This window comes from Quyinboa sediminis, assembly GCF_042219855.1.
Lineage (GTDB): Bacteria > Bacteroidota > Bacteroidia > Bacteroidales > UBA5342 > JBHJHP01.
The window spans coordinates 1-18932 of sequence record NZ_JBHJHP010000010.1 but is presented as its reverse complement, the minus strand read 5'-3'; the positions used below and the strand labels follow the sequence as shown (position 1 = coordinate 18932).

General features: G+C 40.8%; 15 protein-coding genes. 14 read left to right on the top strand and 1 reads right to left on the bottom strand.

The annotated features are described in order from the left end of the window. The first annotated feature begins 69 nt into the window (after positions 1–69). The 11 genes from ACE1EF_RS18750 to ACE1EF_RS18700 all read left to right on the top strand — a co-directional run bounded on the left by ACE1EF_RS18750 (position 70) and on the right by ACE1EF_RS18700 (position 13255). Positions 70–864 carry a M48 family metallopeptidase gene (locus ACE1EF_RS18750; RefSeq protein ID WP_375722237.1) on the top strand — a complete coding sequence of 265 codons (795 nt, stop codon included), beginning with the start codon at positions 70–72 and terminating at the stop codon, positions 862–864. A gap of 256 nt (positions 865–1120) precedes the next feature. Then, positions 1121–1798, top strand: coding sequence for a YiaD family glycine zipper/OmpA-like lipoprotein (locus tag ACE1EF_RS18745; protein ID WP_375722236.1), 678 nt, complete (start codon positions 1121–1123; stop codon positions 1796–1798). Positions 1799–1874: 76 nt separating this feature from the next. Further along, positions 1875–2540 (top strand): porin family protein, encoded by a 666-nt coding sequence (locus ACE1EF_RS18740; RefSeq protein WP_375722235.1) that lies wholly within the window; start codon positions 1875–1877, stop codon positions 2538–2540. A 304-nt stretch (positions 2541–2844) separates the two neighbouring features. Next, positions 2845–3666, top strand: a complete 822-nt coding sequence (locus tag ACE1EF_RS18735) for a helix-turn-helix transcriptional regulator (RefSeq protein ID WP_375722234.1) — start codon at positions 2845–2847, stop codon at positions 3664–3666. 104 nt (positions 3667–3770) lie between these two features. After that, entirely contained in the window at positions 3771–4307 is a 537-nt protein-coding gene (locus ACE1EF_RS18730; RefSeq protein WP_375722233.1) for a YceI family protein, read from the top strand. An 11-nt stretch (positions 4308–4318) separates the two neighbouring features. Continuing rightward, positions 4319–5212, top strand: coding sequence for a 4,5-DOPA-extradiol-dioxygenase (ygiD, locus tag ACE1EF_RS18725; protein ID WP_375722232.1), 894 nt, complete (start codon positions 4319–4321; stop codon positions 5210–5212). 289 nt (positions 5213–5501) lie between these two features. Next, on the top strand, positions 5502–6308 hold the full coding sequence (locus ACE1EF_RS18720; protein WP_375722231.1) for an SDR family NAD(P)-dependent oxidoreductase: 807 nt from the start codon (positions 5502–5504) through the stop codon (positions 6306–6308). A gap of 276 nt (positions 6309–6584) precedes the next feature. Further along, positions 6585–7178 carry a magnetosome magnetite crystal formation protein family gene (locus tag ACE1EF_RS18715; protein ID WP_375722230.1) on the top strand — a complete coding sequence of 198 codons (594 nt, stop codon included), beginning with the start codon at positions 6585–6587 and terminating at the stop codon, positions 7176–7178. Positions 7179–7249: 71 nt separating this feature from the next. Next, positions 7250–8497, top strand: coding sequence for a S41 family peptidase (locus ACE1EF_RS18710; protein ID WP_375722229.1), 1248 nt, complete (start codon positions 7250–7252; stop codon positions 8495–8497). 18 nt (positions 8498–8515) lie between these two features. Further along, positions 8516–9031, top strand: a complete 516-nt coding sequence (locus ACE1EF_RS18705; RefSeq protein ID WP_375722228.1) for a hypothetical protein — start codon at positions 8516–8518, stop codon at positions 9029–9031. Positions 9032–9211: 180 nt separating this feature from the next. Continuing rightward, entirely contained in the window at positions 9212–13255 is a 4044-nt protein-coding gene (locus ACE1EF_RS18700; RefSeq protein ID WP_375722227.1) for an FG-GAP-like repeat-containing protein, read from the top strand. Positions 13256–13259: 4 nt separating this feature from the next. Here ACE1EF_RS18700 and pelA read toward each other — a convergent pair whose 3' ends face one another. Continuing rightward, complete coding sequence (gene pelA / locus ACE1EF_RS18695; protein ID WP_375722226.1) at positions 13260–14357, bottom strand: pectate lyase; 1098 nt, start codon at positions 14355–14357, stop codon at positions 13260–13262. Between the two features lie 254 nt (positions 14358–14611). On the opposite strand from pelA, the gene ACE1EF_RS18690 reads away from it, so the two are divergent. From ACE1EF_RS18690 to ACE1EF_RS18680, 3 genes are read left to right on the top strand one after another with little or no spacing between them, the layout of a single operon-like run. Continuing rightward, the gene (locus ACE1EF_RS18690) at positions 14612–15706 is read left to right on the top strand and encodes a hypothetical protein (RefSeq protein ID WP_375722225.1); all 1095 of its coding nucleotides are present in this window, start codon (positions 14612–14614) and stop codon (positions 15704–15706) included. A gap of 50 nt (positions 15707–15756) precedes the next feature. Further along, complete coding sequence (locus tag ACE1EF_RS18685) at positions 15757–17535, top strand: aminopeptidase P family protein (protein ID WP_375722224.1); 1779 nt, start codon at positions 15757–15759, stop codon at positions 17533–17535. Further along, a complete protein-coding gene (locus ACE1EF_RS18680) occupies positions 17532–18659 on the top strand; it encodes a glycosyltransferase family protein (RefSeq protein ID WP_375722223.1) in 1128 nt (375 codons plus the stop codon). Before ACE1EF_RS18685 ends, ACE1EF_RS18680 begins: the two co-directional genes overlap by 4 nt. The last annotated feature ends 273 nt before the right edge of the window (positions 18660–18932 follow it).

Sequence of the window (18932 nt, the reverse complement as noted above, 5' to 3'; positions counted from 1 at the left end):
TATTCATTCCGGTTCTTTCAGTCTGGCATGGTTTTTTAACCTCTTACGCATATTACAAAACACACACTCATGAAATATTTAAGCTTATTTCTGATTTCAGTTATCTCTGTTGCATGCGGTACAGTGCCGTTTACCGGGAGAACCCAGTTTACTGCAGTGCCATCTTCACAAATGCTGACGTTAAGCGAAAGCAGTTATCAGAAAGTTCTTAAGGAAAATAAACTCACTGATAATGCTGAATACAGGGCACAGGTGAAAAAAGTGGGACAAAATATAGCCCATGCGGTTGAAAGCTATTTTACCAAACGCGGCATGAAAGACGAAATTTCAAATTATGACTGGGAGTACCATGTTCTCGCATCTGATGAAGTTAATGCCTGGTGTATGCCCGGTGGTAAAATTGCATTTTATGAAGGCATAATGCCCGTTTGCCAGGATGAAACCGGTGTTGCTGTGGTAATGGCCCATGAAGTTGCTCATGCCATAGCCGGACACGGGAATGAGCGAATGTCTCAGCAACTTGCCGTTCAGCTTGGAGGGATGGCTCTTTCCGAGGCGCTTCAAAAGGAAAAAGAGACGACACAAAATCTGGCGATGGTGGCTTTTGGTGTTGGTTCCCAACTTGGTGTAATGTTACCTTACAGCAGACTGCATGAAAAAGAAGCAGACGAAATGGGCTTATACCTTATGGCCATGGCAGGATATGATCCACGGGAATCCATAAGCTTCTGGCAACGCATGATGCGGGAAGGTCAAACGCCCGTTCCTGAATTTTTATCGACTCACCCAAATCCGGAAAACAGGATAAATAATCTTGAAAAACACATGGAAAAAGCCATGGCGTATTATAATGCAAAAGAATGATCGCTCCGGATCACAGTAATCCGGTTTAAGAACGAAAAAACAACCTGGCTTAACCGGGATCTGCTTGTGGCATTCAACAGACCGTTGTGGAAATTAACCACTATCTGTAAAACCTACACATATTCGTAATAGATCTTAAACTCGCTCTGTCTGTGGAAATACCATAGCAAGCAGACACACCCGCAGACTGTGGCATGATATTGTGGGGAATTAGATGTTCTCCTGAAAATTAAATAAAAAACTAAATACAAACATTATGAAAACAAAATTTAAAACAAAGCTATTAAGCTTAACAAGCTTCATTCTCATAATAACTTTAATTTCTTCCTGTTCAGCATCCAGAACAATGAAAGGCGGTGCTATTGGTTCCGGTGTTGGAGGAACCATAGGTGGTGTAATCGGAAGTCAATCGGATAATACGGCTACCGGGGCAATTCTTGGTGCCATGATTGGTGGAACTGCAGGTGCCTTAATTGGAAAATACATGGACAAGCAGGCAGAGGAACTAAAGAAGGACCTTGAAGGTGCGGATGTTGAACGTGTGGGAGAAGGTATTAAAATCACTTTTGATTCAGGAATTTTGTTCGATTTTGACTCATATAAGCTGCGTGATGCATCCATACAAAACCTTAACGAACTGGCAGAAACTTTAAAGAAGTACGATGATACAGAAGTTTTAATAGAGGGTCATACCGATAATGTTGGCGATGATGCATACAATATGGAATTATCACAGGAACGGGCCAACGCTGTATCTGATTATCTGAATAACCTCAGTATTCCGAACAACAGGCTTGTAACGGAAGGATACGGTGAGGAACAACCTGTTGCATCCAATGACACAAAACAGGGCCGCCAACAAAACCGAAGGGTTGAAGTTGCTATTTACGCCAATAACAAACTTAAACGAGCCGCAAAACGCGGAGATATTTAAACCATAAAAGAATAATCTTATAAACCGGTATATGCTTACCGGACAACACATTTTACAAACAATTAAACACACAGATATGTATAGAATTAATAAAAAAAATGCGTTCAAAACTTTAGTATTCATAGCGGCCCTGTTGTTTCTCACAGGATCAGCATCCGCTCAGGATTCCAGATTCGGTATAAAAGGGGGATTAAACCTCTCATCATTAACCATAGACAATGCAGATGAAAACAATGTCCTGCCCGGTTTTAACGCCGGTGTCTGGAGTAGATTCATGTTATCAGACGCCTTTGCTTTTCAGCCTGAATTACTGTATTCTGCCAAGGGTGTTAAGACCGTTTATAACCAGGATTTCCTTGGTGTTGACCTGGCAGACGGAGAGACAAAACTTAACTTAAATTATCTTGAAATTCCACTACACTTTGCATATTACCTTGCCAATGATTTTAATTTTCATGTTGGACCCTATGTTGGTGTTTTAATGAATGCCAGCGTTGAAACTCAGGCCGAAGTTCTGGATTTTATCAATATTGACAATGCTGAAGATCTTGACCGGAGTGAATTTAATACCCTTGATTACGGTATCTCCGCAGGTCTTGGATTTAATCTTGATCCTTTGATATTTGGTTTTAATTACAGTCTTGGTCTGAACCAGGTGGCAAAAGACGGAGAATCCGTACAGGATCTTCTCGGAGACGCAAAAAACAACAACATTCAGGTATATGTCGGTATCATGTTCTAAGCAAACATATCATGTCTGCTCTGTGTAATATAACTGAGGAGATAATGATATCGTGTAATTTCCATTATAAAATACAGATGCATATCACAAATATGTGCGTCTGTATTTTTTTATCTTTAGCATACATGCTTTAGTAAGCAGCAATAGAATTACAGTAAAACCAGAAATATAATACCATTACAATATAATCTTTATCCCGTCTGTTCGGTTCCGGGAAACCAATGCATATTAAAATTGATTTCACAACTTTCCCATCTTATATTTGTTCTGTGAAATAATACCATCACATCAGCTTATGCAACACATGTTCAAAATATACCGGCTTGCCCCTGAAGACGTAGAGCGCATTCAGACCTCCGAGAACGAACCTCATACGCATGATTATGAAGAATTATTGATTGGCATAGAAGGCAGCCTGGAACATTTCATTGACTTTGAATCCACAAAAATGGACGCTCCATTTGTCAGTTTTGTTACCAAGGGGAAAGTACACCGTGTGGTACCCTATTTAAAAGATGGAAAGTGCGATATCTGGGCCATCCGGTTCAGAAGTGAATTTATACCGGAAACTACTTTCCAGTTATACACTTATTATCACAACAATGCAAACATACCACTTCCGGCAGACCGGTGCTTCCACCGGATGGAATCCATATGCCGCATGATGCTGGAAGAAACACAGGCTGAACAACCTGATTATTCCATAGTCAGGCATCTCCTGAGCGCCCTTTTTACCATGGTTGAAGCCGAACGTAAAAAACGTGTGGCCGATGATTCCGAACTGGTTAAAACGCAGAGCTCGACTTTTAAGAATTTCCTGGTCACACTTGAAGAGAACTTTCGCCGGCCCGAGGGTGTGGAGTTTTATGCTGAGAAGTTATTTATGAGCAGCAGGAACCTGAATATTATCTGTCAGAACATCATGCAGAAAAGTGTGTCTGAAATCATTGAAACACGAAAACTTATTGAAGCTAAAAACCTGCTGATGACAACAGACAAAACCATTGCCGAAATCAGTTTTGAACTGGGTTATTCAGAAAATGCCTACTTCACCAGCGTATTCAAACGCCGCTCAGGCCAGACACCCGGGGAATTCAGAAAAGAAATGCAGCAGCTTATTTCCTGATTTTATAATCCTTTTTCCGAAATGTGATACCTCCTGCTAGGGATGTTACCCGACCTTTGTATTCATAAAAGAAATCAAATTATAAACAATAAAAATAACGGAAAATGGAAACGACAAAAACAATCTGGACCCTTGATCCTTCGCACAGTGAGATTACATTTAAAGTAAAACACATGATGATCTCAAACGTACGTGGTGAGTTTAAATCTTTCAGTGCCGTCATTGACGGAGAGGATTTTGAACATGCAAAGATCACTGCCTCCATTGAGTCAGCTTCAGTTTTTACAAACAATGAAGACCGTGACAATCACCTGAAAAGCGCTGATTTTTTCGATGCAGAGAACCATGCCGCATTGACTTTTGAGGGTACTGCACTAAAAAAAGTGGATGACGACGAATACAAACTGACTGGTGTATTAACCATCAGAGGTGTTAGTAAAGAGGTAACATTTAATGTTGAATACGGTGGAATTAATAAAGATCCCTGGGGCAATTACAAAGCCGGATTTTCTCTGGAAGGAAAGATCAATCGTAAAGACTGGGGACTTAACTGGAATGCAGCCCTTGAAACCGGAGGGGTTCTGGTCAGCGATGAAGTAAAAATATCGGCTGAAGTACAATTTGTAAAGCAGTCAGCATAAACAACGGAAGTATGGAACGGAAACAGTTTCTCAAAATTCTGTCTTTACTTCCATTAACAGGAGCAGCAATGAAACTGAACGCACTAAACAAACTGACATCGACCTTTGACAGCACGGAGCCTATGCCCCTGCTGTTTCTGGGTCATGGAAGTCCGATGAATGCCATTGAAGATAATGAGTTCACCCGCAATTTCAGGGATATCGGTACCCGATTTGAAAAGCCCAAAGCAATATTATGTGTTTCGGCGCACTGGGAAACACGTGGGACCTTTCTCACGGCAATGGATCAGCCACCAACAATTCATGATTTTGGCGGATTTCCGAAAGCCCTGTATGATGTACAATATCCGGCTCCCGGAAGTCCGGAGCTGGCTAAAGAAACGATGCAGCTGATCGGTTCAACCGAAGCCGCACTTACGCACAAATGGGGTTTGGATCATGGTGCATGGAGTGTAATAAAACACCTGTACCCTGATGCCGATGTACCGGTGATAGAGATGAGCATTGATTATACCAGGGAACCGGAGTTTCATTACAATCTGGGCAAAGAACTGGCGGCCTTACGCAATAAGGGAGTGCTGATAATCGGCAGCGGCAACCTGGTGCACAACCTTCGTCTTGTAGACTGGGAAAACATGAACACTGTTGGTTATGGGTTTGACTGGGCTGTTGAAGCCAGGACAAAAATGAATGACTGGATTCTATCGGGTGACCACAAAGCACTGATACAGTACAAACAACAAGGGAAAGCACTGGAACTTGCGGTGCCGACTCCGGATCACTTTTTACCTTTGCTCTATGTTCTGGGATTAAAAAATGAAAACGACGGCATCTCCCTGTTCAACGATAAAACCATGGCAGGCTCCCTGAGTATGACTTCGGTATTTATACAACCCGGACAATAGCAAAGCAAAGAATAAAAGCATTTCAGTGCCCGCTAGTATATAATATATGCGTGCGGATAAATGAAGAAAATGCATTTAAAGGATCAGGCTGCCAAATAAAACAGGTCTGATCCTTTTATTTTTATTCTTGATAAAACCGCCTTACTACAGAACATTGCAGCAAACCAGGAAAAAATTAATATATTGTGAACCTGTGCCTGACGTCGAAAATTGTCGTATAAGTTGATCAGTCACGCCGTTTGAATGTCACAATGAATGTTACTGAGGTTTAATCCATCACTCTTCACAAATGAAAGTAAATAATAAGGTAATTGTTGTTACGGGTGCCGGAAGCGGCATGGGCAGAGAAATCACCTTGCAACTGCTGGCGAAAGGTGCAAAAGTTGCCATGGTTGATATCAACGTAAAAGGCATGCAGGAAACCGCTTCAATGGCCGGGAATTCAAATCTGTCGGTTCATGAAATAAATATTGCAGATCGCACCGAAGTTGAAAAATTGCCTGAAGCAGTAATTAATGCGCACGGCGTTGTGGACGGATTAATCAATAATGCCGGTATTATTCAGCCGTTTATTGATGTGAACGAACTGGATTATGACAGAATTGAACGCATTATAAATATAAATTTTTATGGTGCATTATATATGACCAAATCATTTTTACCTTATCTGCTAAAACGTCCTGAAGCACACATTGCCAACATCTCCAGCATGGGAGGTTTTATTCCTTTCCCCGGACAAACATTTTACGGTGCTTCCAAAGCTGCAGTGAAACTTTTAACGGAAGGCTTATATGCCGAACTTCGGCATACAAACGTTGGCGTGACCGTTATTCATCCCGGAGCCGTGAATACAAATATTATGTCCAACTCCGGCATTAAGTCCGAAGCCGAAGAAAAGGCTTCGAAGGATACACAAAGCAACATGGCGATGCCTGCAAATAAAGCTGCAGAAAAAATCATACGCGCCGTAGAAAAAAATAAATTCCGGGCAATGGTTGGAAAAGATGCCAAAGGTTTAGATATATTATACCGACTGGCTCCTAAATTTGCTGTAAAAATGATTGTAAAACAGATGCGTAAACTGGACCTGAAGTAAAATTTTTGCATTTACTGCAGAACAAATCAGTCTTACATTCTGTCAATATACCCTGAATCAAACCCAACAGATTTTATTATTTTTACTGAATACATATAAGTCTAACAGCTTGTAAATTTGGCCTTTGATCATTATTTTTGATAGTACACAAAATACTAAAACCATAATTATGAACCTGTTAGTCTTTATTACGAATATGAATTTCAGAATACAGGCACAAATGCCATAAAAATGTCATGCTTAAACCGTAACAGTTTAAACATTACCGTTGTAATTTTGAAACCATATTTAAAAAGAAATTCGGTGGAAACAATTGGCTCAAAAATTTCAGAAATAAGAAAACAAAAAGGATTATCCCAGGAAGAACTATCTGACGATGCAAATATTAACCTGAGAACACTTCAGCGTATAGAAAAAGGCATAAATCAACCACGGGGAAATACATTAAAAAACATATGTACGGTTTTGGAAATTAATATTGAGAACCTTCTTGATTACAATAAAAAAAAGGACTTAAAATTTTTACAGTATTTTCATTTATCTGTTTTAGCGTGCATCTTCTTGCCTCTTGGCAGTATCATACTGCCTATGGTGTTATGGCTCACCAAACGTGATAAAATAATTGATTTGAATGAACAAGGTGTTAATCTTTTAAATTTTCAAATTTTATGGAACCTGATATTCTATTCCTCTTTCATATTATGGTTCTTTCTAAAAATAAACCATTGGAGCAACAGTAATCTCTTATTCTATGTAATGGGGGTACTGTATATCATAAATATAGTCTATGCAATTACAGCAAGCATATTAATTGGAAAAGGGAAGTTAAAAATGTACTATTTTAATATCTTTCAGTTTATAAAAATGTGAACCAATGGAAGAAAACATCTATCGCTTGTATGCATTATTCAGATTAAAACTCTAATTTAAATGCCACTATTATGAAAAATACAATCCTTATCCTGTACATTTTTATTTCAGTTGCCGCTTGTGCTCAAAACAGAACCATCGACTGGCAGGCTGATATCGACTATATGAAAACAGAACTGCCCAAAAACCACTACAATTTATTTATGGTAAAAAGCCAGGAGGACTTTAACAATGGCCTGGACCGGATTGCTGCACAAAAAAATGAGCTGTCGGATTTTGAAATGGGTGTAAAATTAAAACAACTGGTTGCGTCAATGGGTGACTTACATACACACGTTAGCCTTAAACAATTTTGGGACTCAAATCGTTTTTTGCCACTTAATTTAATGTGGTTCAGTGATGGCATAATTGTTCAGGGCACCACAAAGAAGAATGAAGCTATACTGGGTGGAAAACTTTTGGCAATAAATGGAATTCCCATAAATATAGTTATTGACTCACTTTCCACGTTAGCAACCATAGATAATATGGCAACAATAAAAAAAACTATGCCCAAAATGCTCCCTCTGATTCAGGCACTGGAGTATTTTGGAATTGCAGATTCTGACACTGTTAACTTACAATTGAAAAATGAAAATGGTCAGACACTAAATTACAGGATTAGTTCTGAGAGCACTAACCGCTCTAACGCTGTAGGAGTAATCCCTGATCCAATCCCCCTGTGCTATCAAAATGGAAGAGCCTTGTTTTGGGATCATGAAGATAGCAAAAATAATGTCTATTATATTCAGTATAACCAATGCTGGAGCCGGGAACATGTACCTCCCGGATTCAGGGGGAATGTTCAGGATTTGCCTTCTTTTACAGAATTTCAGAACCGGATTATTGATACCATCACAGCAAATACCTTTGATAAGATTATTTTCGACATCCGTTTTAACGGTGGCGGAAACTCGGAACAGGGAACCCAACTGATAAAGGAATTATCAACGCTTAAAAAAGCCAATAAAAAAGGTAAACTATATGTCATAATCGGTCGCAATACATTTTCCTCCGCTATTATTAATGCCATGGATTTCCGAAATATGACCAACGCTATTCTGGTAGGTGAAGAAACCTCGGGAAAACCAAACCATCTGGGCGAAGTAAAGCGAATGCAATTGCCATCTTCAGGTCTGTCAGTTCAGTATTCTACCAAGTACTTTAAACGAACAGACAAGGATCTGAAAACCATCACTCCTGATCATATTATCGAAGCCAGCTTTAAGGATTTTAAAGAGGGACGTGATCCGGTTTATGAGTGGATCGTGGCACAGTAATATGTTAATTGAAACATCATGAAATTTCTCAAACAAATTACCTCTTTCGTTCTGTTTACATTATTATCCATGACAAATACAATGGCACAGGGAACAGGACTATATACTGAAGACGGAGCACTAAGATTTAATAACGCCTATAAGGTTGATACCAGCTTATTAAAAAGAATCCGTTATTGGGAATGTATATTTCTTGAGGAAATTTTTAACTCCATTGAATATCCGAAATTATTACTGGATAATAACGTCCAGGGGTTTGTTGTTGCTCAGGTTGATATCTTCAAATTAAACGACTCTGTTTCCTGTAAAATCGTTAGTAAATCGTTTGATGTCAACTTTGATACAACTGTTGTAAATAGCTTGTTAAGAAACAAGAGTAAACTGCTTTGGCTCGGCACCACCGAAAGGCCGGTTTCGATATATATACCATTTCAATTTGTTATTAAGGTTGAAAAATTATCTGAAAGTCTTCGTTCTGGAAAGGCTATACAGATATACAGAAAAAAATATACCAAATGTTCTATTCTTCACTAAAAAAATTCATAAAATAATGCGACAATTAAGTCTGCTTACACAAATTAATTATGAATTTCCTTGACAATAATCCGTAATTAATCCTGGGGATTTAACACTTTTTTTGATTTTCAATAAATTGCTTATTTTTAAATCCGAATGTAACATGATGAAAACAGTCATTAACACTGTTTAAAATACATGAAAAGAACCGGATTGATACAATTGACAAATTCTCTTACTGCATTTAAAATAATTGCAGTTTATCTTTTTTTATCCATAGTATCAATAAATATACTGCATTCCCAGCCCTTCAAAGAAATAAGTTTACAAAGCCATCTATCATCAGCATTTAACAATAATGGCATTGCTGTGGCCGATTATGATGACGACAATGACCTGGATGTGTTTATAGTATCCCGCTGGAATAATGTCACTAATATTCCGGTCGCCAGTCAGTTGTTCCGCAATAATAATGATGGCAGTTTTACGGATGTCACCGCAGAATCCGGCATAGTAAGCAAGCACAATTATTTTGAAGAAACGGTTCCCGGTCCTTTTGGTTTCGGAGAACAGATGAGTGCCTCGTGGGGGGACTATGACAACGATGGTTTTCCTGATCTTTTTCTTGGCAGTGCACTGTTTTACGAGCTTTATCATAACAATCAGGATGGTACATTTACCAATGTCACCGTCAGTGCCGGGTTTTCTGAAAAAAACAATTGCTATACCACGGGTGCCCTTTGGTTCGACTTCAACAACGACAGTTACCTGGATCTGTACATCACCAGCGTATTCGCCTGTAATGGATCCATATATAAAAACAACGGAGACGGCACCTTCACAAATTATACAGAAAGTTCTGGACTGAATCCATCGGGACTGGCATCGTGGATGGCTATTCCATGGGATAAAAACGGTGACAGCTTCCAGGACTTATACATATCAAAAGATTTTGATCTGCCCAATGAGTTTTTTATAAACGACAACGGCACATTTTTCCGCGACAGTGCGGAACATTACGGCATTACAGATGAGTTTAAAGATGGGATGGGACTTGCCATGGCGGATTATAACAACGATGGTTTTTTCGATCTCTTCATTACCAACATAAACGAAAGTGCACTATACAAAAACTCCGGCAATACATCGTTTACAGATGTAGCACCCGCCCTGTACCTTGAAAAAACGGAATGGGCCTGGGGATGTCAGTTTGCAGATTTTGATAACGATCTGGATATGGATCTTGTCGTGCTGAACGGATATTACCTTGAATTTCCCAATAAATACTATGAAAACCTCCTGGAAACAGGTGAGGAAAAATTCATGGAGAAAGCTGCGGAATACGGACTGGATGCTCCAACCTATTCCAGTTCTGTTGCCGTATTCGATTATGACAACGATGGAGATCTTGACATGCTTGTAGGCAGTACCAATAAGCAGATTCAGTTTTTTGAAAACGAAAGAGTGCAATCGGCAAAAGCCAATACAGCCAACTGGGTCAGTATTGACCTCCAGGGAACAAGCTCAAACCTTAATGCCATCGGCGCCCTGGTACAGATTAAGATTGGTGAACTGGTTCTTTCAGGATACAAACATGGATCTGCACTGATGGCTCAAAGCCTTATCCCGCTCCATTTTGGTCTGGCCAAATTCAATACCATTGAAGAATTGACTATTACCTGGCCATCGGGACTTAAAGAAACATACACGAATATTCCTGCTAACCGGTTTTATCGTTTTACTGAAAATGGCGGGTATTACGACCGGTATCTGAGTACTGACAAAATATCCGGTTGCACAGATCCTGCCTCCTGCAGTTATGATCCGGATGCAACAGAGGACGATGGTTCCTGCACCTATCTTGAGAGTCATACAATCAACGGCAGTGCAACAGCAGGCATTCTTACGGAACAGTCCTATTCCTACCCGGCTAAAGCAGGAAGCACCTGTTACTGGGAAGTGAAAAACGGTAAAATACTTGAGGGTCAGGGTGACACACTGATCAGAGTCAAATGGGGAATTGCAGAAAAGGGTGAACTCATGGTTCGGGAGATTAACGCCTGTTCCAGCCTGCCGGTGACGAAGGAGATCAGCATGAATGTGCATGATGTTACCGACCGCGTTTCAGTGGCCAGAATGTGGAATGAAGCACTGCTTCAGGCCATACGTGAAGATTATGCCAGACCGACGGTTCACGCCAGAAACCTTTTTCATACCAGCATAGCCCTCTATGACGCATGGGCTTTATTCGATGAAAAAGCCGAAACCTATCTGATTGGTAAGGAAATACATGATTATATTAATAACTTTGACGGTTTCAGAACAGATGTCAGCAAGGAAACTGCCGTAAATACGGCTATGAGCTATGCTGCATACAGATTGCTGACATACAGGTTTAAAAATTCACCACACCAGGAAGAAACGCAGCAAAGGTTTGATGCCTTAATGAAACTCTTAAATTTTGATCCTTCATTTACATCGTCCGATTACAGTGGTGGCAATCCCAAAGCCCTGGGAAATTTTATCGGCCAATCCGTTATTGTTTACGGATTAAGTGACGGATCAAATGAAATCAACAAATATGAAAATCAGTTTTACACACCTGTAAATGAACCACTGATCCCCAATCTGCCGGGGAATCCTTCCCTTACCGATCCTAACCGCTGGCAACCGCTTCAGCTTGAAATATTTATAGACCAGGCAGGGAATATCACCTCTGAAAACACACCCGCTTTTCTTGGCCCTGAATGGGGTAATGTGAAAGCGTTTGCCCTCAAGGATGATGCTGCAGCGCATTATTCCAGGGATGGTAATCAGTATTTGGTTTATCACGATCCGGGATCACCACCCATGATAAACAGCATGACATTAAAGGATTCAGACATGGATCTTTATAAATGGAATTTTTCCCTGGTTTCTGTCTGGAGCTCACATCTTAATCCGTTCGATGGAGTCATGTGGGATATCTCACCAGCATCAATCGGAAACATTGATTTTTTTGGTTTACCCGGGAATATCACAGAGCATGATCAGTTTTACAATTATGAAGATGGTGGCGATACCGGTAAAGGCAGAGACGAAAACCCTGTAACGGGTAAACCATATGAAAGCCAGGTTGTACCACGGGGTGATTACACCCGTGTGCTTGCTGAATTCTGGGCTGACGGTCCCGATTCAGAAACACCTCCGGGACACTGGTTTGTATTGCTGAACTACATTAACGACCACCCGGAATTTAAGCGGATATTCAAAGGTGAGGAATTATTTGGTGATCAGCTTGAGTGGGATGTAAAAGCCTACTTTACGCTCGGCGGTGCGATGCATGATGCGGCTGTTACGGCATGGGGCATAAAAGGCTGGTACGATTTTATCAGGCCGGTTTCTGCCATACGTTACATGGCCGACATGGGTCAGTCGTCTGACCCCGACCTTGAAAACTACAACGAAAACGGGATTCCGCTGATTGAGGGTTTAATAGAAGTAGTAAAAGCAGGTGACCCACTGGCAGGATCAGAGAATGAAAATGCAGGGAAGATTAAATTATATGCATGGAAAGGTCACCATTACATCAATGATCCGAAAGTGGATCAGGCGGGCGTAGGATGGATTCTGGCTGAAAACTGGTGGCCATACCAGCGTCCTTCATTTGTCACACCTCCGTTTGCTGGATATGTATCCGGGCATTCCACCTATTCCCGGGCAGCTGCAGAGGTACTAACTGCACTCACCGGAAGTCCTTATTTTCCGGGTGGTATGGGTGAATTTCTGGCTGCTAAAAACGAATTCCTTGTATTTGAAGAAGGTCCCAGTCAGGATGTGGTTCTGCAGTGGGCTACCTATCGTGATGCTTCGGATCAATGCAGCCTCTCCAGAATATGGGGTGGTATACATCCTCCCTGTGATGATATTACCGGCAGACTAATCGGCGAAACAATCGGAAAAGAAGCCTTCACCCTTGCCGAACATTACTTTAATGGCGATGCCACAGATGTCAGCATCATTAAGCCACAGGACATCTCTGAGGTCTATCCCAACCCTGCAGGTCAGGGGCTGATACACATCAGCCACACCAGACCGGATCAGGTTTTCATATTATTTAATGCCGAAGGAAAACAGATTGAACTGAAACAGACCTCATACCAGACGGAAACTCAAACCACAATTCTTTCTTTTGATGAACTGGCTGGTGGATTTTACATACTGAGATCTGCTGAAAAGTTCTGGAAAATAGTCATTGAATAAGACCTTAATGTACCCTCTGCTTCCATGCAGGATACTCTTCATTCAGCATTTTTGCAGGCCATCTGCCGTAATAGGCATATCCTCCTCTCCGCTCCTGTTCTATTTCGTTCAGCTTGTAGTGGATCACTTTATCACGTCCAATAAAAATCGGTTTGTTGGTATCCAGTTCGTAAAACCGGGCCCATAGTGGCGCTGCATCAGGATCAGGTTCTACAAAGGCATCGGGCTTGCCGTTTTCACCCCATTTATGATGATATTCCAAACCATGGATCTCAACATCTTTAAACCATGCCACAGCACCCTCGATGGCTGCTATTACCTGAGGTGAGGGATTTTCTATTTCCATCAGAAAACGAACAATATCCACACTCTCATCTCCCGAAAGTGAAGGCGGTTCAAAGTTACGGGCCCAGGCCGGTTGCAGGGTATTCTGATCATACTGAGCACACCATGCCGTTAATTTCCCGTTCTGCTTCACCTGCGTTCTGAGAATACAGTCTATTCCCTTTTCAACAGCTGACTCGCAACGATCGCGGTATGATTCATCTACAAAGCTGAATGGTGATTGTTTCTGAGCGATGTCACGGAGTAAAAACATCACGTTCATCATGGCATTATCATTATAGGTTATTTCTGAATAATACCCGTGATTCCTCAGTGGATAAAACTGCGGCCAGCCTCCGTTATCATATTGTGCTTTCAGAAGGTAAGTGAGACCTTTTAAAAAGGCCTTTTTATATTTTTTTGAACCGGTGGCATCGTAAACCAGTGCCAGAAAACGCATCGGGCGGGTGGTTGCATTATTGTCAATGGTATTGCCTGCACCCTCTTCCTCTATTTTTTTGAAGGTATCCTTATCGGGAACCCTGGACAGATCGGTATTTTTAGGCCAGGCTCCTACGCTGGACTGATACAACAATACATGATCCGCTATCTCTGTTGCCGCTTCAGATTTATACCATTCCGGTGGCCGGTGCAGGACAGATTCGCCCCAATTAAAATTCACACCCCTGAAGCCTCCCTGAGCAGATATCAAATCCGGAAGAATAAGAATAACACTGATAAAGACAACTTTAATTACTTTGTTAAAATAATATTTCATTTGTGTTTTAGGATTAAATAGTTACCTGATTTTAGTTTGCGACCTGTAAAATTAGATTTATAATTTCAGAAATTCGCGTTGTTTAAGTTGCTAAATCATTAAAAAACCTTAACATCTCCATTTCTGTATATCTGATGAGTGTGTTTAAACGTATTATTTAGTAACCAGATGATTACAAAACGGACGCTTGTATATTTTATCTTATTCTCAAAATGAACCACTTCTATGGTTAAAAACTTATTATATTTGTAACTATGATGGACAAGATGGTATTCATGAAAAATGGTAAAATATCCCGTAGCTTTTACGTTCTTTTATATTTGCTGACGGGCTTTTTCTCGCAACTTTATGCCGTAAATATATCATTTGAAAAAACATTTGAATACCGGGTAGATTCTTTGGCAAAAGTTCGCCTGAGTAACCAGCATGGCAACATAAACATTACATTCGCCGACATTGACTCTATTTATATAAATGCAGAGTTGTCGGTTGACCTCGACCTGGCATCGGATTCAGCCACTTTTTTTACACATATCAATTATGCGGTGTCCGGTTCATCAAAAAAAATTGACATAGAGCTTATTGTTGATCCGGATTACGCATCCAACTACCTGTACGACTCAGAAATAAACATTAAAGCACCGGCATATCTGTTATGGAATATCACCAACAGGTTCGGAGATGCATATTTTAACGGCCCGCTGACCATACAGAGCCTGACCATTGATTATGGAAAACTTCACGGAACAGAATTACACGCTCAGCCTCAGCGGGTTTCCAGTCTGACTTTGTTTCAGTCCGATGTTACCCTGCAACATATTGCAAATGCACTGATACATTGTGAAAACTCTGTTGTAACGGTTAACACTATTGATGAAGCTGTTATTAAAAGTGAGTTTTCCACCTGGTCTGTACAGCAGGGTAAAGACCTGAACATCACGACTGAAACGGACAATTTTAACATAAACAATGCCGGCAGCATTAAGCTGAGCGGGATGTATTCTGAATTTACCATTGGCAATGTGACTCAAAATCTTGAAACCGTTTTACATTATGGTAAATTTCAGCTTACTAACGAAAAACCAGGCTTTCAGTCCATTAACATTGACCATAACAATGTTTTTACAAACCTGGCATTTTTACAAACCACCTCCTTCAACCTTAATGCAGATATTAAATATTGCGAATTAGTGGTAGACCAGGGACTTTCTTCCTCTTTCAGAACCATTGAAGACGGTGCATCACGGATTATAAACGGTGTGGTGGGGAGCAATGCCGATACCGAATCAGCGGTTACGGTTATCGGGCGTTTTGAAAATATCAACCTCAGTCTTGCAGACAAAAAGTAGAAGTTAACCCAAATACAGACACAAGTTTTAATTGCTTTAAACTAATTATCATGAGTGACATAAAAATACGTATTGAAAACCTGAGAAACCGGATGCAGGAAAACAACATTCAGGCCTGGCTTGTTCCCGGCACTGATCCGCATATGAGTGAATATCTTCCTGATGAATGGGCTGAACGCGCTTATATATCAGGGTTCACCGGATCGATGGGATTTATTGTGATAACCCTTAACGATGCAGGGTTATGGACGGATTCCCGTTATTTTCTTCAGGCTGAAAAACAACTTGCAGGAACCGGAATACGCTTATTCAAAAAAGGGATCAAAGGAACTCCTGAACCTGTAAAATGGCTGTGTGATACGCTTGAAAGCGGCCAGGCAGCCGGACTTAACGGATTACTCTTCCCTGCCGCTGAAGTAGAACGAATACGGTCTGTTCTTGAAAAGAAAAACTTACAACTTGAAACATCGCTTGACCTGCTGTCTGAAATGCGGACGGAACGGGGTGCCGCAAAGGTTAATCCGGTCATGTTACTGAGTACGGACTACAGCGGTGAAGCTACAGCAAAAAAACTGGACCGGGTCCGTAAAGCTTATTCGGGAAAGTGGATGGCGGTCTACTCTGCCCTGGATCAGATTGCATGGCTCTTTAATATTCGTGGCAATGATGTGGTGTATAATCCGGTGGTTATATCCTATGCCATTGTATCCCCCGAGGCGGCTTATCTTTTTGTTGATCCGGAAAAAATTGAGGATAGTACCAAAGCGAAACTCAGTAAATCCGGTGTCAGCGTGTTACCGTATGAAAACATCTTCAGTTTTGTAAAGCAGCAGCCAACAGATGTCCGGTTCATTACTGAAAAAGCAGCATTGAACTATGCTGTATACAGCGCTATGGCCGATGCACATGAAATAGAAAACGAAGTATCGCTGGTCAATCATTTTAAATCTATAAAAAACAATACTGAATTGTCCGGCTTTAAAAAATCGATGGTAAACGATGGCATTGCCATGACCCGGTTTATGATATGGTTTGAAAAAGCACTGGCCAAAGGAAAAACCATCACGGAATACGATATTGGTGTACAGTTGAAATATTTCAGGTCTCAGCAGGAAGGATTTATGGATGAAAGTTTCAACACCATTGCCACCTTTAACGAAAATGGCGGTTTTGTGCATTATTCACCACCCGCTGAAGGCAGTGCCAGAATAGAAAAAGACGGCGTTTTGCTGATGGACTCCGGTGGACAGTATCTTTTTGGCACAACAGATATAACCAGAACCATAGCTACAGGAAAGGTTGACCAGCAGGCAAAAAATGATTTCACGCGGGTGTTGCAGGGACATATAAACCTGGCTAACGCGGTATTTCCGGTCGGAACAAGGGGAGTTCAACTCGATATTCTGGCCCGCGAAACCATGTGGCGCATGGGACTGGATTACGGCCATGGGACCTGCCATGGTGTAGGCCATTTCCTGAATGTACATGAAGGTCCGCAGACTATTCGCAAAGAAGGCAACGATGTAGTACTGGAACCCGGTATGGTTCTTACCATTGAACCCGGTTTATACAGGGAAGGAAAATGGGGATTACGCGTGGAAAATATGGTATACATAACAGAAAAAATGAGCACAGAGTTTGGCTCATTCCTGGAATTCACAACCTTAACCCTTTTCCCTATTGATCTCAGAATGATTAATATGAATCTGCTGGATCTGAAAGAAATTGAATGGGTGAACAACTATCATAAAACGGTTTACAATGCCTTGTCATCGCATCTTGAACCCGATGAGCTGACCTGGCTGAAAGAGAAGACAAGACAGATTTGAACGAAAAGCGCATACATATAGTCGCTTTTGATATTCCATACCCGGCTAATTACGGGGGTGTGATTGATATATTTAACCGGATCAGGGCTCTGAGCAACAGTGGTATACGGATCACACTGCATGCCTTTTATTCAAACCGGACGCCGGCAACCGAACTGGAAGAATTCTGTGATACAGTGTTTTACTATAAACGGAAACTGAGTGTACGAAATTTTTTTTCGTTTATGCCTTTTATTGTTAAAACGCGCAAAGATAAAAAGCTGCTTTATAATCTGTTGAGAGATACTGATCCGATAATTTTTGAAGGCCTTCATACCACTGCATTCCTGAATGACCCGAGACTGAAACGGAGAATCAAACTGGTGAGAATGCACAATACGGAATACGAGTATTATTATCAGTTGTCCAGATCAGAACACAATCTGTTCCGGAAATTATATGACCTGATAGAGGGGTTTAAACTGAAACGGTACGAAAAAGTCATTACGGCTGCCAATCACACCGTAACGATTTCACCCAATGATTACGATCATTATAACGCTATATATCCTAACATTGAACTCATTCCGTCATCACATACCACCCGGAAAATTGACAGTCTACCGGGATACGGCGACTACATCTTCTACCATGGAAAACTAAGTGTTCCGGAAAATGAAAATGCTGTTATTTTCCTGCTGAAAAATGTATTTACACGGATTAAAACGCCTTTTATAATAGCCGGCATGAACCCTTCAAACCGGATGAAACGGCTGGTCAGGAAGATGGATCATGTTAAACTTGTTCCCAATCCTTCAGAAGAGGAAATGCTGAAACTTATCCGTGAAGCACATATAAACCTTATCGTTACCTTTCAGGCTACAGGATTGAAACTTAAATTACTTAAATCGCTTTACAATGGCAGATTTTGTATCGTAAACTCACCTATGGTGAGCGGTACAGGACTTGAACCCCTGTGCGAAATTGCAGATTCTGTGGATGATCTGGTTAATACCATTGATGAGTTTATGCATGTCAATTTCAGTGAGGATCACATCAAAATCAGGCACCAGAATCTTATGCTTATGTTTGATCCGGTAACCAATGCAAAAAAATGGACAGCCTTGCTTTTTCCTGAATCATAACAACCCACACTTCCTTTATTTCCTTTATTCCAATCCACCATTTCGGGGCTGCAATCTTCGCATAAAACCGGAATCACTTTTAAGTGCTTAACCTATATCAGGTCCGTACAAATGTCTTGTGTCTTGTGTCTTAAGTCTTGTGTCTTAAGTCTTGTGTCTTATGTCTTGTGTCTTATGTCTTGTGTCTTGGTACAAATGTAAGCTTCCCCAAAAACTGGACAGTTTAAAAGTAGACAAAATAGTATTAATTTTAAACTGTAATTATGAAGAAGA

Bases quoted from the DNA above. Each gene is read 5' to 3' on its own strand.
- ACE1EF_RS18750 (WP_375722237.1), top strand. From the start codon at position 70: ATGAAATATTTAAGCTTATTTCTGATTTCAGTTATCTCTGTTGCATGC.
- ACE1EF_RS18745 (WP_375722236.1), top strand. From the start codon at position 1,121: ATGAAAACAAAATTTAAAACAAAGCTATTAAGCTTAACAAGCTTCATT.
- ACE1EF_RS18740 (WP_375722235.1), top strand. From the start codon at position 1,875: ATGTATAGAATTAATAAAAAAAATGCGTTCAAAACTTTAGTATTCATA.
- ACE1EF_RS18735 (WP_375722234.1), top strand. From the start codon at position 2,845: ATGTTCAAAATATACCGGCTTGCCCCTGAAGACGTAGAGCGCATTCAG.
- ACE1EF_RS18730 (WP_375722233.1), top strand. From the start codon at position 3,771: ATGGAAACGACAAAAACAATCTGGACCCTTGATCCTTCGCACAGTGAG.
- ygiD (WP_375722232.1), top strand. From the start codon at position 4,319: ATGGAACGGAAACAGTTTCTCAAAATTCTGTCTTTACTTCCATTAACA.
- ACE1EF_RS18720 (WP_375722231.1), top strand. From the start codon at position 5,502: ATGAAAGTAAATAATAAGGTAATTGTTGTTACGGGTGCCGGAAGCGGC.
- ACE1EF_RS18710 (WP_375722229.1), top strand. From the start codon at position 7,250: ATGAAAAATACAATCCTTATCCTGTACATTTTTATTTCAGTTGCCGCT.
- ACE1EF_RS18705 (WP_375722228.1), top strand. From the start codon at position 8,516: ATGAAATTTCTCAAACAAATTACCTCTTTCGTTCTGTTTACATTATTA.
- ACE1EF_RS18700 (WP_375722227.1), top strand. From the start codon at position 9,212: ATGAAAAGAACCGGATTGATACAATTGACAAATTCTCTTACTGCATTT.
- pelA (WP_375722226.1), bottom strand. From the start codon at position 14,357: ATGAAATATTATTTTAACAAAGTAATTAAAGTTGTCTTTATCAGTGTT.
- ACE1EF_RS18690 (WP_375722225.1), top strand. From the start codon at position 14,612: ATGATGGACAAGATGGTATTCATGAAAAATGGTAAAATATCCCGTAGC.
- ACE1EF_RS18685 (WP_375722224.1), top strand. From the start codon at position 15,757: ATGAGTGACATAAAAATACGTATTGAAAACCTGAGAAACCGGATGCAG.